Origin of the sequence: Roseovarius sp. (assembly GCF_040223625.1) — a bacterium.
Taxonomy (GTDB): Bacteria; Pseudomonadota; Alphaproteobacteria; order Rhodobacterales; family Rhodobacteraceae; genus Roseovarius.
In genome coordinates this window covers 61,680-74,496 of sequence record NZ_JAVKFX010000047.1, presented here as the reverse complement: position 1 = coordinate 74,496, position 12,817 = coordinate 61,680, and the positions used below count along the sequence as shown (strand labels likewise).

12 protein-coding genes and 1 tRNA gene are annotated in these 12,817 nt (G+C 67.4%); 10 read left to right on the top strand and 3 right to left on the bottom strand.

The window, feature by feature from the left end; genetic code table 11:
* Nucleotides 1-231: 231 nt before the first annotated feature.
* Nucleotides 232-1,191, bottom strand: a complete 960-nt coding sequence (gene speB / locus RLN94_RS14275; protein ID WP_350130970.1) for an agmatinase — start codon at nucleotides 1,189-1,191, stop codon at nucleotides 232-234.
* Nucleotides 1,192-1,375: 184 nt separating this feature from the next.
* Between speB and guaB the strand changes: the two genes are divergently transcribed.
* Complete coding sequence (gene guaB, locus RLN94_RS14270; protein WP_350130969.1) at nucleotides 1,376-2,824, top strand: IMP dehydrogenase; 1,449 nt, start codon at nucleotides 1,376-1,378, stop codon at nucleotides 2,822-2,824.
* Between the two features lie 196 nt (nucleotides 2,825-3,020).
* On the opposite strand, the gene RLN94_RS14265 is transcribed toward guaB, so the two are convergent.
* Nucleotides 3,021-3,110: transfer RNA gene (locus RLN94_RS14265), tRNA-Ser, on the bottom strand.
* Between the two features lie 121 nt (nucleotides 3,111-3,231).
* Between RLN94_RS14265 and RLN94_RS14260 the strand changes: the two genes are divergently transcribed.
* From RLN94_RS14260 to RLN94_RS14220, 9 genes are all read left to right on the top strand, one after another.
* Nucleotides 3,232-4,074 (top strand): DUF2059 domain-containing protein, encoded by an 843-nt coding sequence (locus tag RLN94_RS14260; protein WP_350130968.1) that lies wholly within the window; start codon nucleotides 3,232-3,234, stop codon nucleotides 4,072-4,074.
* Nucleotides 4,075-4,076: 2 nt separating this feature from the next.
* Entirely contained in the window at nucleotides 4,077-4,904 is an 828-nt protein-coding gene (locus RLN94_RS14255) for a DUF2059 domain-containing protein (RefSeq protein WP_350130967.1), read from the top strand.
* Between the two features lie 34 nt (nucleotides 4,905-4,938).
* Nucleotides 4,939-6,813, top strand: coding sequence for an FAD-dependent monooxygenase (locus RLN94_RS14250; RefSeq protein ID WP_350130966.1), 1,875 nt, complete (start codon nucleotides 4,939-4,941; stop codon nucleotides 6,811-6,813).
* Nucleotides 6,814-7,023: 210 nt separating this feature from the next.
* Complete coding sequence (rplU, locus tag RLN94_RS14245) at nucleotides 7,024-7,755, top strand: 50S ribosomal protein L21 (RefSeq protein WP_350130965.1); 732 nt, start codon at nucleotides 7,024-7,026, stop codon at nucleotides 7,753-7,755.
* A 24-nt stretch (nucleotides 7,756-7,779) separates the two neighbouring features.
* Nucleotides 7,780-8,049: a 50S ribosomal protein L27 gene (gene rpmA, locus RLN94_RS14240; RefSeq protein ID WP_300894615.1), complete on the top strand. Its 270-nt coding sequence runs from the start codon at nucleotides 7,780-7,782 to the stop codon at nucleotides 8,047-8,049.
* A gap of 142 nt (nucleotides 8,050-8,191) precedes the next feature.
* Nucleotides 8,192-8,731 carry a GNAT family N-acetyltransferase gene (locus RLN94_RS14235; protein WP_350125849.1) on the top strand — a complete coding sequence of 180 codons (540 nt, stop codon included), beginning with the start codon at nucleotides 8,192-8,194 and terminating at the stop codon, nucleotides 8,729-8,731.
* A 33-nt stretch (nucleotides 8,732-8,764) separates the two neighbouring features.
* Nucleotides 8,765-9,802 (top strand): GTPase ObgE, encoded by a 1,038-nt coding sequence (gene obgE / locus RLN94_RS14230; protein ID WP_350125852.1) that lies wholly within the window; start codon nucleotides 8,765-8,767, stop codon nucleotides 9,800-9,802.
* Nucleotides 9,790-10,896, top strand: a complete 1,107-nt coding sequence (gene proB / locus RLN94_RS14225; protein ID WP_350125855.1) for a glutamate 5-kinase — start codon at nucleotides 9,790-9,792, stop codon at nucleotides 10,894-10,896. The genes obgE and proB overlap by 13 nt, the downstream gene beginning before the upstream one ends.
* A 47-nt stretch (nucleotides 10,897-10,943) precedes the next feature.
* Nucleotides 10,944-12,209 (top strand): glutamate-5-semialdehyde dehydrogenase, encoded by a 1,266-nt coding sequence (locus tag RLN94_RS14220; protein WP_350125858.1) that lies wholly within the window; start codon nucleotides 10,944-10,946, stop codon nucleotides 12,207-12,209.
* Here the strand turns inward: RLN94_RS14220 and RLN94_RS14215 are convergent.
* The gene (locus tag RLN94_RS14215) at nucleotides 12,206-12,802 is read right to left on the bottom strand and encodes a histidine phosphotransferase family protein (protein WP_350125861.1); all 597 of its coding nucleotides are present in this window, start codon (nucleotides 12,800-12,802) and stop codon (nucleotides 12,206-12,208) included. The genes RLN94_RS14220 and RLN94_RS14215 overlap by 4 nt on opposite strands.
* Between the last annotated feature and the right edge of the window lie 15 nt (nucleotides 12,803-12,817).

Here is a 12,817-nt window from a genome sequence, read left to right as displayed (position 1 = left end):
GTCCAGCGCCCCAAGCGCGGGATGCTCGAAAAGCTCATGGGAGGCGAAAAGGGCGGGTTGGGTTGTGAAGCTCTGTCTCATGGCCAATCATACCACTTCGACGGAAACAGAAGAATCCTCAAAGTTTCGCTGAGGTCTCTTTAAAGAAAACGGCATGTTGCGCAACGCAGCTAATGTAGAGACGCCGGAAAATTCCAATTTTCCGGCCCGTTTTCTTCGAAGAAAACGCCCTCAGCCCGCCCCCCGCGCGTGAAACACGAACCCCAGCAGGTTCAAGAGCACCTGCGCCGCCAGGATCGACGTGCCCCCCGTGGGGTCGTAATCCGGCGCCACCTCGACAAGGTCGATGCCCACCACCTCGTGGTCCTTCGCCACCTGTTGCAGGATCTCCAGCACGTCGTAATAGAGAAACCCGCCATGGCTGGGCGTGCCGGTGCCCGGCGCGATCGAGGGGCAGAAGGCGTCGATATCCAGCGTGATATAAACCCGAGCGCCCTCCGGAATGCGCGCCGCCGTTGCCTCCGCCCCCAGCTTGCGCACCTGCCGCACCGACAGGATGTCCGAGCCCATGGCGCGGGCGTCGTCATAGCCTTCCTTGGCGGTGGAGCTGACATTGCGGATGCCGATCTGCGTCAGGCCGGTGACATAGGGCTTCTCCGCCGCCCGGCGCATCGGGTTGCCATGGCCGAAGCGCACGCCGTGACGCTCGTCGACGAAATCGAGATGCGCGTCGATCTGCAGGATGTGGATGTCGCCCTGGCCGTCAAAGGCGTTGATGCAGGGGATATTCACCGAATGATCCCCGCCGATCACCACCGGCAGCGCGCTGGCCTTCAGGATCGCCCGCACGCCCGCCTCGATATTGGCATGGCTCTTCACCGTGTCGGTATGCACGATATCGGCATCGCCCAGGTCGACGATCCGCACGTCCCCCGGCAGATAGGTCACGTCATCCTCGTGATCATAGGCCCCGGCATGGCCGAAGCTGAAGAGCGTCGAGGCCTCGCGCACCCCGCGCGGTCCGAACCGGGCGCCCGCCCGCCATTGCGTGCTGAAATCGAACGGCGCGCCGAGGATCGCGGCATCCGCCTCGATCGCCGCCCAGTCGGCCACGTAGGGCCGCTTGCCGAAGGTGGAGATCCCCACGAAGGGCAGGTCGAGCCGCCCCGCCTCGTAGCCGTGTTTCGTCATGCCGCATCCTCCCGTCCCGTAACGCTCGCCGCCACGGTGGCCGGATTTCCCGCCCCCGGCAAGGCCCGAGACCCGGCGCCGCCTGCAACCCCGCCTTGTCCTCCCGCCAACGAATTGGCCTTTCACCCGCCCCCGATCCATGTAATAGGGAAGCGCCAAACGATCCCTGCCATGGAGACCCCCAATGGAGATTCGTGAGGCGCTGACCTTCGATGACGTTCTGCTCGTACCCGCCAAGTCGAGCGTGCTGCCCAACACCGCCGACACGCGGACGCGCGTCACCAGGTCGATCAATCTCAACATCCCGCTTCTGAGCTCGGCCATGGACACGGTGACCGAATCGCGCATGGCGATCACCATGGCCCAGGCGGGCGGCATGGGGGTGATCCACCGCAACCTGACCGTCGAGGAGCAATCGCGCGAGGTGCGGCGGGTCAAGCGCTTCGAATCCGGCATCGTCTACAACCCGGTGACGCTGACCCCGAACCAGACGCTGGCCGATGCCAAGGCCCTGACCGAGCGCTACGGCTTCACCGGCTTCCCGGTGGTCGACGAAAAACGCCGCGTCGTTGGGATCGTCACCAACCGCGACATGCGCTTCGCCACCTCCGACGAGACGCCGGTGCACGTGATGATGACCTCGAACGATCTGGCCATCCTGCGCGAGCCCGCCGACCGGGAAGAGGCCAAGAACCTGATGCGCGCCCGCCGGATCGAGAAGCTGCTGGTCACCGACAAGGATGGCAAGCTGACCGGTCTCCTGACCCTCAAGGATACCGAGCAGGCCGTGCTGAACCCCACCGCCTGCAAGGATGACCTCGGCCGCCTGCGCTGTGCCGCGGCCTCGACCGTGGGCGATGCGGGCTTCGAACGCTCGGCCGCGCTGGTCGATGCCGGGGTGGACATGATCGTGATCGACACCGCGCATGGCCATTCCGAGGGCGTCGCCAAGGCGGTCGAGCGGGCCAAGGGCCTGTCGAACGAGGTGCAGATCGTCGCCGGCAACGTGGCGACGGGCGAGGCCACGCGCGCCCTGATCGGCGCCGGGGCCGATGCCATCAAGGTGGGCATCGGGCCGGGCAGCATCTGCACCACGCGGATGGTCGCGGGCGTGGGCGTGCCCCAGCTCACCGCCATCATGGATTGCGTCGAGGCCGCCGACGGCACGCCGATCATCGCCGATGGCGGCATCAAGTTCTCGGGCGATTTCGCCAAGGCCATCGCCGCCGGGGCCTCCTGCGCCATGGTGGGCTCGATGCTGGCCGGAACCGATGAAAGCCCGGGCGAGGTGATCCTCTACCAGGGCCGCAGCTTCAAGGCCTATCGCGGCATGGGCAGCCTCGGCGCCATGGCCCGCGGCAGCGCCGACCGCTACTTTCAGAAGGACGCCGCCAGCGACAAGCTGGTCCCCGAGGGGATCGAGGGGCAGGTGCCCTACAAGGGCACGGCCAATGCCGTCGTGCACCAGCTTGTCGGCGGCCTGCGTGCGGCGATGGGCTATACCGGCTGCGCCACGGTCGAGGAGATGCGCAACAATTGCACCTTCGTCCGCATCACCGGCGCGGGGCTGAAGGAAAGCCATGTGCACGACGTCCAGATCACGCGGGAGAGCCCGAACTATCGTATTGGATAGTCAAAGGGTTATCGGGCGACGTTAAACCCGGTTCACGCCCACCTGAGCCTGAATCCGACCTGTCCGATCGCGCCCTCTGGGGCGCGATCTTTTTTCTCGCACGCCACGCGAACAGCATCGCACCACGCCGCCAAAGCCACGACACCCGGCGCAGGGGGCACCGGGTTTCACCACATCGTCAACATCAGGAAATAAATGGCGGAGAGACAGGGATTCGAACCCTGGGACCCCGTGAAGGGTCAACGGTTTTCGAGACCGCCCCGTTCGACCACTCCGGCACCTCTCCGCGGGGGTCTGGAGGGTGCGTTTAATCGCCTTTCCGGCGGGGGACAAGGGGGTTTTGCATTGTTTGCCGCCAGAATTTGCCTAGATTCAGAGAAGAGCAATTCGGCCATAGGAGTGCCCCCTTGTCGCGACGGTCCCTGATCCACGCCCCGTTCATCGCCATACTCACCGCCATCGCGCTGCTGGCGCCCCCGCAGGCCCGCGCCGCCGACCGCGCCAACCTCGAGGCGTTCCTCGAGGTCACCGGCTTCGACGTGGCCCTCGAATCGATCAAGCAGTCGGCCTCCGACGCGCCCGAGATGCTGGGCATGTCGCCCAACGATTTCGGCCATGACTGGGCCCGCGTCACCAAGCAGGTCTTCGACACCGATACGATGCACGACATGGCCATCGACATCCTCTCCGAGACGCTGAGCGACGAGCTGCTCGGCCACGCCGCGGGCTTCTACGCCTCGCCGCTGGGGCAGAAGCTGGTGCAGCTGGAAAACGCCTCGCACATGGCCGAGGACAGCGCCGCGCAACGCGCCGAAGGGGCCGAACTGCTGGCCGAGGCGCGCGCCGAAGGCAACGGCCGGGCCGAGATGTTCGAACGCATGGCCGACGCCATCGACACCGAGGACCAGTCGGTCCGCGCCGTGCAGGAGATCATGGTGCGCTTCCTGATGGCCGCCTCCTATGCCGGGGTGCTGGATTACGAGATCGACGAGGGCTCACTGCGCGCTGTCATCCGCAACCAGGAGGACGAGATGCGCGCCGACATGACCGAGGCCGGGCTCGCCAATGCCGCCTATACCTATCGCGACCTGACGCTCGAAGAGCTCGAGACCTATACCGAGGCGCTGGAAGCCCCGGAAATGCAGGAGGTCTACGAGCTGATGAACGCCATCCAGTACGAGATCATGGCCAACCGGTTCGAGGTTCTGGCCGCCCGCATGGCCGAGATGCACCCCGGCGAGGAGCTGTGAGCATGGGGCCGATCCGCGCCGCCGCCTGGGCCCTTGCCGCCGCCGCGATCTGGGCGATGCCCGCACAGTCCGAGGGGCGTGCCGAACTCGACACGCTGCTTCGGGCGCTGCGCGTGGGCGACACGGTCGAGATCATGCGCGAGGAGGGGCTGGCCTATGCCGACAGCCTCGCGCAGGAGATGATGCCCGACGCCGTCCCCTCCGGCTGGCAGGCCACGGTCGAGCGCATCTACGACACCGGCAAGATGCGCAACCTCGTCGAGGAGCGCATGGCGCAGGGGCTGGACGGGGTGGACCTTGCCCCGCTCAACGCCTTCTTCACCTCCGATCTGGGGGCGGAGGTGGTCGAGCTGGAGCTCTCCGCGCGCGAGGCCTTCCTCGATCCGGAGGTCGAGGAGGCCGCCCAGGAGCAATACGAGAAGCTCGACCGCGAGGGCGCGCTGATCGTCGACCAGATCGACACGCTGATCGCCGACAGCGACCTGATCGAGCACAACGTGATGGGCATCCTGAATTCCAACCTGATGCTCTATCGCGGGCTGGCCGATGGCGGCGCATACGACCTTTCGGAAGAGGACATGCTGCTCGATGTCTGGTCGCAGGAAGAGGGCGTGCGCGAGGACAGCACCGCCTGGATCGGGGCGTACCTGCTGACCGCCTACCAGCCACTCGAGGATGACGAGGTGCAGGAATATATCGACCTCTGGCGCAGTGACGAGGGGCAGGCGCTGAACACCGCGCTCTTCTCCACCTTCGACCGGATGTACGAGGAGCTGTCCTACCTCGTCGGCCAGGCCGTGGCCCAGCACCTGCGCAGCCAGGAGCTGTAGGGCAGGCGAGCGGCGTCTCGCGGGGGAGGGCGCGATGCAATACCATTTCGACGGTTTCACCCCCGGTGATCCGCGCGTCCGGCCCGAGGCGCAGGGGGCGGGCGAGCGCCCCACCGAGGTCGATGTGCTGATCGTCGGCTGTGGCCCCGCCGGGCTGACGCTGGCGGCCCAGCTTTCCGCCTTCCCCGACATCGTGACCCGCATCGCCGAGCGCAAACCGGGCCCGCTCGAGATGGGGCAGGCCGACGGCATCGCCTGCCGCTCGATGGAGATGTTCCAGGCCTTCGGCTTCGCGACAAGGGTGATGGAGGAGGCCTACTGGGTCAACGAAACCGTGTTCTGGGCGCCGGGAGAGGGCGGCGCTGGCCTGCGCCGCACGGACCGGATCGACGACGTGGCCGCCGACCTCTCCGAGATGCCCCACACCATCCTCAGCCAGGCCCGCGTGCATGATTTCTACCTCGACATCATGCGCAAATCGCCCCGCCGGCTGACCCCCGATTACGGCTTTCACCTGACCGGGCTCACGCGAACCGACGCCCCCGATTACCCCGTGACCGCCACCTTCGAAGCCCCGGATAGCGCCACCGAAACCATCCGCGCGAAATACGTGGTCGGCTGCGACGGCGCCCGCAGCACGGTGCGCGGCTCGCTCGGGCTGACGCTCAAGGGCGATGCCGCGCGGCAGCTCTGGGGGGTGATGGACATCCTCGCCGTCACCGACTTCCCCGATATCCGCCTGAAGGCCGCGATCCGCTCCGCCCACAGCGGCAGCCTGCTGATCATCCCGCGCGAGGGTGGCGCGATGGTGCGGATGTACGTGGAACTGGACGAGTTGCACGAGACCGAGCGCGCCGCCGACCGCAACGTCACCGCCGACATGCTGATCGGGAAGGCGCAGGCGATCCTGACGCCCTTTACACTGGATGTGCGCGACGTGGCGTGGTGCTCGGCCTACGAGATCGGCCAGCGGGTCTGTGACAGTTTCGATGACCTCGGCACCGAACCGCGAGATGCCCGCACCCCGCGCATCTTCATCGCCGGCGACGCCTGCCACACCCACAGCCCCAAGGCGGGGCAGGGGATGAACGTGTCGATGGCCGACACGTTCAACCTCGGCTGGAAGCTGGCGGCGGTGCTGCGCGGGCAGGCCGTGCCCGAGCTGCTGCATACCTATTCCGGCGAGCGCCGCGCCAAGGCGCAGGAGCTGATCGAGTTCGACCGCGACATGGCCCGGCTCTTCAGCTCCCGCTCCTCCGACCCCGACGCCTCGGCCCGGTTCCAGCAGTATTTCCAGAAGCACGGCCGCTACACCGCCGGGGTCGAGGCGCGCTACGACCCCTCGATGATCGTGCAGGCGGGCCACCAGCCCCTCGCCACCGGCCTGCCCATCGGCATGCGGTTCCACTCCGCCCCCGTCATCCGGCTGGCCGATGCGAAACCCATGCAGCTTGGCCATGCGATGCCGGCCGACGGGCGCTGGCGGCTGGTGGCCTTTGCCCCGCGGGGCGACACCGGCGCGCCGGGCGGCGCCATCGCCCGGCTCTGCCACGCGCTCGACACCGCGCCCGACAGCCCCCTGCGCCGCTACACGCCCGATGGCGCCGATATCGACGCGGTCATCGACTTGCGCGCGGTCTTCCAGCCCCATCACCGCGACATGGACCTTGCCGCGCTCCCCCGCCTACTGACCCCGCCCAAGGGCCGCTTCGGCCTCACCGATTACGAAAAAACCTTCTGCCCCGATCTGAAAATCGGCCCCCAAATCTTCGACCGGCGCGGCATCGACCGCGAGAGCGGCGCCCTGATCGTCGTCCGCCCCGACCAGTTCACCGCCGCGATCCTGCCGCTCGAAGACATTCCCGGCCTGACCGCCTTCTTCGCCCGCTTCATGCTCCCGCAACACTGAGCCATCCGGGGCGGAAACCCCGGATTTCCCCCTTGACTTTGCCCCCTCATCCCCCGATAAGCGCCCATCCCGGCAGGTGTCTGACCTGCGCGGGGTTTGATGGAATTACGCCCACGACATGGGGCGCGCCGTCCGAGGCGGGGGAGAGACCCCCACGCAACACCCGGAACCGGGGGCCACAGGACGCGGAAGTTGAAAAGGAAGACGAACATGTTTGCGGTCCTCAAGACCGGTGGCAAGCAATACAAGGTCCAGTCGGGCGACATGCTCCGCGTGGAAAAGCTTGCAGCCGACGCCGGTGAAAAGGTGCAGTTCAACGAGATCCTGATGCTGGGCGGCGACAACCCGGTGATCGGGGCGCCCCTCGTCGATGGCGCGGCCGTTCAGGCCGAGGTCGTCGATCAGGTCAAGGGCGACAAGGTCATCCACTTCGTCAAGCGCCGCCGCAAGCACGGCTCGCAGCGCACGAAGGGCCACCGCCAGCAGCTGACCCTGCTGCGCGTGACCGAGATCCTCGAGAAGGGCGCCGACAAGTCGGGCATCAAGGCCGCCGTGGGCGCAGGCGCACTGGCCGCCGGCATGGGCAAGGAACGCTATGCCGACAATGCCACCGACCAGGCCGAGATGGCCAAGCGCGTGAAGAACAAGGAAGCCGGCGAGAAGAGCGTCGCCAAGAAGGCGGACAAGAAAGCCGACAAGCCGGCCGAGAAGAAGGCCGAACCCAAGGCCGAGAAAAAGGCAGAGCCCAAGAAGGCCGAGCCGAAAAAGGCCGCCGCGGACGATCTCACCGCCATCACGGGCATCGGCCCGGCGGTCGAGAAGAAGCTGGTCGAGGCCGGCATCACCACCTACGCCGACCTGGCCAAGGTGGACGCGGAGAATTTCGAGGCCGTCAAGGTCAAACCCGAATGGATTGAACAAGCCAAAGAACTGGCTAAGTAATCCGGCGAGATAGGAGACAACGAGATGGCACACAAGAAAGCAGGCGGTTCATCACGTAACGGTCGCGATTCCGTCGGCCGCCGCCTTGGCGTGAAGAAATACGGCGGCGAAGCCGTCATTCCCGGCAACATCATCGTGCGTCAGCGCGGCAACAAGTTCTGGCCGGGCGACGGCGTGGGGCAGGGCAAGGATCACACCCTCTTCGCCACCGTCGAAGGTTCGGTGACGTTCCACAAGGGCCTCAAGGGCCGCACCTTCATTTCGGTCACGCCAGTGGCGGAGGCCGCAGAGTAAGCCGACCGAAAAGGTGTAATGAGAACATCGGGGGATCGGCAAGGGCCGGTCCCCTTTCTCGTTCGAGGATTGCAGCCCCCCTTGCCAGCCAATCCCCGGTTCGGGCCCGGTCACGGGCCACCGCGTTTGGGAGGAAAACGCAATGAAACTGGAGACGATCGACACCCAACCCACCATAGCGGCCGGCCGGTTCGACCTGCGCCCGCCGCGCGCCTCGGATGCGGGGCTTCTGGCGCATTACGCGGGCGACGAGCGCGTGGCGCGCAACACGTCGAGCATTCCGCACCCGCTGCCCCCCGGCACGGTCGAGGCGTTCCTGACCCGCGTCACCGCCCCCGACCGGACCGAGACGGTCTGGATCATCGACGGCTCGCGCGACGGCGGCGAGGAGGTCATGGGCGCCATCGGCCTGAAGCGCGTCGACGAGGGCCAGTGCGAGATCGGCTACTGGGTGGCGCACGCCTTCTGGAACACCGGCGTCGCCTCGGAAGCCGTGGGCGCCATCGTGGCCGCCAACCCCTGCAAATGCCGCACGATCTTCGCCTCGGTCTTCCAGGACAACCCGGTCTCGGCCCGCGTGGTCACCAACCACGGCTTCAGCTACCTGGGCGACGCCGAAACCTTCTCGGTGGCGCGCAACGCCAAGGTGCCCACCTGGACCTACAGCCGGAAAATGGATTGAGCCAGACCGGACCTTTGCCTAAAGGATGACAGCATGAAATTCCTCGATCTCGCAAAGGTCTATATCCGGTCCGGTTCGGGCGGCGGGGGCTGTATCAGCTTCCGGCGGGAGAAGTTCGTCGAGTATGGCGGGCCCGATGGCGGCGATGGCGGCAAGGGCGGCTCGGTCTTTGCCGAGGCGGTCGACGGGCTGAACACGCTGATCGACTTCCGCTACCAGCAGCATTTCTTCGCCGATAACGGCCAGCCCGGCATGGGCCGCCAGCGCACCGGCAAGGATGGCGAGGATATCGTCCTGCGCGTCCCCGTCGGCACCGAGATCCTCGACGAGGACCAGGAGACGGTGATCGCCGACCTGACCGAGGTGGGCCAGCGGATCGAACTCGCGCATGGCGGCAATGGCGGCTGGGGCAACCTGCGGTTCAAGACCTCCACCAACCAGGCGCCGCGCCGGTCGAACCCCGGCCAGGACGGGGTCGAGCGCACGCTCTGGCTGCGGCTGAAGCTGATTGCCGACGTGGGCCTCGTGGGCCTGCCCAACGCGGGCAAGTCGACTTTCCTCGCCGCCACCTCCAACGCCCGGCCCAAGATCGCCGACTATCCCTTCACCACACTGCACCCCAATCTCGGCGTGGTCGAGGTGGACGGGGTCGAGTTCGTGGTGGCCGACATCCCCGGCCTGATCGACGGCGCGCATGAGGGCCGGGGCCTGGGCGACCTCTTCCTCGGCCATGTCGAGCGCTGCGCGGTGCTGCTCCACCTGGTCGACGGCACCTCCGGCACGCTGGTCGAGGATTATCACACCATCATCAACGAGTTGGAGGCCTATGGCGGCGCGCTGGCCGACAAGCCGCGCGTCACGGTGCTCAACAAGATCGACGCGCTCGACGACGAGGAACGCGCCTTCCTGCGTGACGAGGTGCAGGCGGCGGGCGCGGAAAACGTCATGCTGATGTCGGGCGTCTCGCGCGAGGGGGTGACGGAGGTGCTCCGCGCGCTCCGGGCCCAGATCGACGATGGCCGCCTGCGGGAAAAGGCCAAGGACGAAGAGCCCGAGCCGTGGCAACCCTGAGCGACGCCAGGCGCATCGTCGTCAAGATCGGCTCGGCCCTGCTGGTGGACCGGGGCAGCGGCCAGTTGCGCGCCGAGTGGCTCAAGGCGCTGGTGGCCGACGTGGCCCGCATCCGGGCGCGCGGGACGGACGTGATCCTCGTCTCCTCGGGCTCCATCGCGCTGGGGCGCGGCGCCCTGGGCCTGCCGATGACCGAACTCACGCTCGAGCAATCGCAGGCCGCAGCCGCCGTGGGCCAGATCCAGCTCGCCCATGCCTATGACCGGGCGCTCTCCGAACACGGCCTCCGCGCCGCGCAGGTGCTGGTGACGCTGGAGGACAGCGCCGACCGCCGCCGCTATCTCAACTCCCGCGCCACGCTGGAACAGCTCCTCAAGCTCGGCGCCGTGCCCATCGTCAACGAGAACGACACCGTCGCCACCGACGAGATCCGCTATGGCGACAATGACCGCATGGCGGCCCAGGTGGCGGTGACGGCAGGCGCCGATCAACTCATCCTGCTCAGCGATGTCGACGGGTTCTATTCCGGCAATCCCACGATCGACCCGGCGGCGACCCGCTTCGACGTCATCTCCGAGATCACGCCCGAAATCGAGGCGATGGCGGGCGATGCCGGCTCGGGTCTCTCGAAAGGCGGCATGAAGACCAAGCTGATGGCCGCCCGCACGGCGACGGCCGCCGGCTGCGACATGGCGATCACCGAAGGATCGGTGCTCAACCCCTTGTCCGCGCTTGAAAAAGGCGCCCCGGCAACCTGGTTCACCGCCCAGGGCGACCCGCACCAGAAGCGCAAGGCGTGGATCGCCGCGATGAAGCCCAAGGGCCGCATCACCGTCGATGACGGCGCCGCCCGCGCCCTCCAAGGCGGCAGCAGCCTGCTGCCCGCCGGCGTCACCGCCGTTACCGGCCGGTTCGGCCGCGGCGACCCTGTCGAGGTGGCCGACACCACCGGCCGCACGCTGGGCCAGGGGCTTACCCGCTACGACGCGCGCGATGCCGCGCTGATCAAGGGCCTCAAGACACAGGATATCGAGCCAATCCTCGGCTACCCGGCGCGCGGGCCGCTCATCCACCGCGACGATATGGCGTTCTGACCGCCTTTGATGCTACGCTCCCGCCGACCCGCGAAGGACCGCTGACCATGAAAGACCTCGACAACATCCCCGCCCTGATGGCCGAAATCGGCGACCGCGCCAAATCCGCCGCCGCGACGCTGGCCACAGCGAAGGCGGAGACCAAGAAACAGGCGCTGGAGGCCGCGGCCGATGCGCTCTGGGCCGCCTGCGCCGAGGTGATCGCCGCAAACGGGAAAGACCTCGACTATGGCCGCGACAAGGGCCTGTCCGAGGCGATGATGGACCGGCTCCTTCTCAACGAGGACCGGGTGAAATCCATGTGCGACGGCCTGCGCGCCGTGGCCGCACAGGACGACCCGGTGGGCGAGGTGCTGGCGGAATGGGACATGCCGTCGGGCCTGCATATCCGCCGCGTGCGCACGCCGCTGGGGGTGATCGGGGTGATCTATGAAAGCCGGCCCAACGTGACCGCCGATGCCGGCGCCCTCTGCCTGAAATCGGGCAATGCGGTGATCCTGCGGGGCGGGTCGGAAAGCTTTCATTCCTCGGCGGCGATCCACGCGGCGCTGGTCGAGGGGCTGCGCGCGGCGGGCCTGCCCGAGGACGCGATCCAGCTTGTGCCCACCCGCGACCGGGCGGCGGTGAAGGAGATGCTGACCATGACCGGCACGATCGACGTGATCGTGCCGCGCGGCGGCAAGGGCCTTGTCGGCCTTGTCCAGCGCGAGGCGCGCGTGCCGGTCTTCGCCCATCTCGAGGGGATCGTGCATATCTATATCGACAAGGACGCCGACCCCGAGAAGGCGCTGCGCGTGGTGATGAACGCCAAGACCCGCCGCACCGGCATCTGCGGCGCGGCCGAGTGCCTGCTCATACATCGCAAGGTGGCCGACACGATCGGGCAGGGCCTGATCCGGGCGCTGATCGACGCGGGCGTCGAGGTGCGGGCCGATGCCGCGCTGCAGGTCATCGCCGGCACCCGTTCGGCCAGCGACGAGGATTGGGGCCGCGAGTATCTCGACAGCATCATCGCCGCCAAGATGGTCGAGGATATCGACGGCGCCATCGCCCATATCCGGCAGTACCATTCCCAGCATACCGACTGCATCATCACCGAGGATGACAAAGCCGCCGAACAGTTCTTCGCCGAGCTCGACAGCGCCATCCTGATGCGCAACGCCTCGACCCAGTTCGCCGATGGCGGAGAGTTCGGGATGGGCGCCGAGATCGGCATCGCCACCGGCAAGATGCATGCCCGCGGCCCGGTCGGCGCGGCCCAGCTCACCAGCTTTAAATACCTGGTCGAGGGCGACGGCGCGACCCGGGCCTAGAACCGGATTTCTACCGCGCTTTCCGTAGCTTGGAAGTCGATCTTCGCGTTTGTCCCGATCACGTGCGGCAGCAGCAGGAACTGCACCGCCGCCGGCGGTATCGCCTCCGGCCCCGGCGCGCCGCGCAGCAGGTCCCACAGCGCCGGGTCGGGCGACAGCCGCTCGGCCTCGGCCCGGATATGCCAGCGCGCGCCGGCGCGGGCCACCACGATCCGCCCGCCGGCCACCAGCGCCTGTTCCACGCACATCAGCGCCAGCAGCGCCGCCTTGACATCGGGCCGCGCGAACTCGCCCGCGGCCTGCCAGTCGATCCCGATCCGCCCCCCTTCGTAGACGGCGGCGAGGATGTCGGCCACCGCCTGCCCCGACACCGCCTGGCCCGGCTCGGCATCGCCGAAGGCCAGCCGGAAATACTGGATCCGGGCCGAGGCATGGCCCGCGCTTTCCGCCACCAGCGAGAATTCCGGGCTTTTCGGCAGGCCCGACAGCTCGAGCAGTTCCAGCCCGTTGGCCACGGCGCCCACCGGGCTGATCAGGTCGTGGCAGATGCGAGACCCTATGAGAGAGGCGATCTTGTCGCTAGGATGGGGCAATTGGGTCCTCCACGA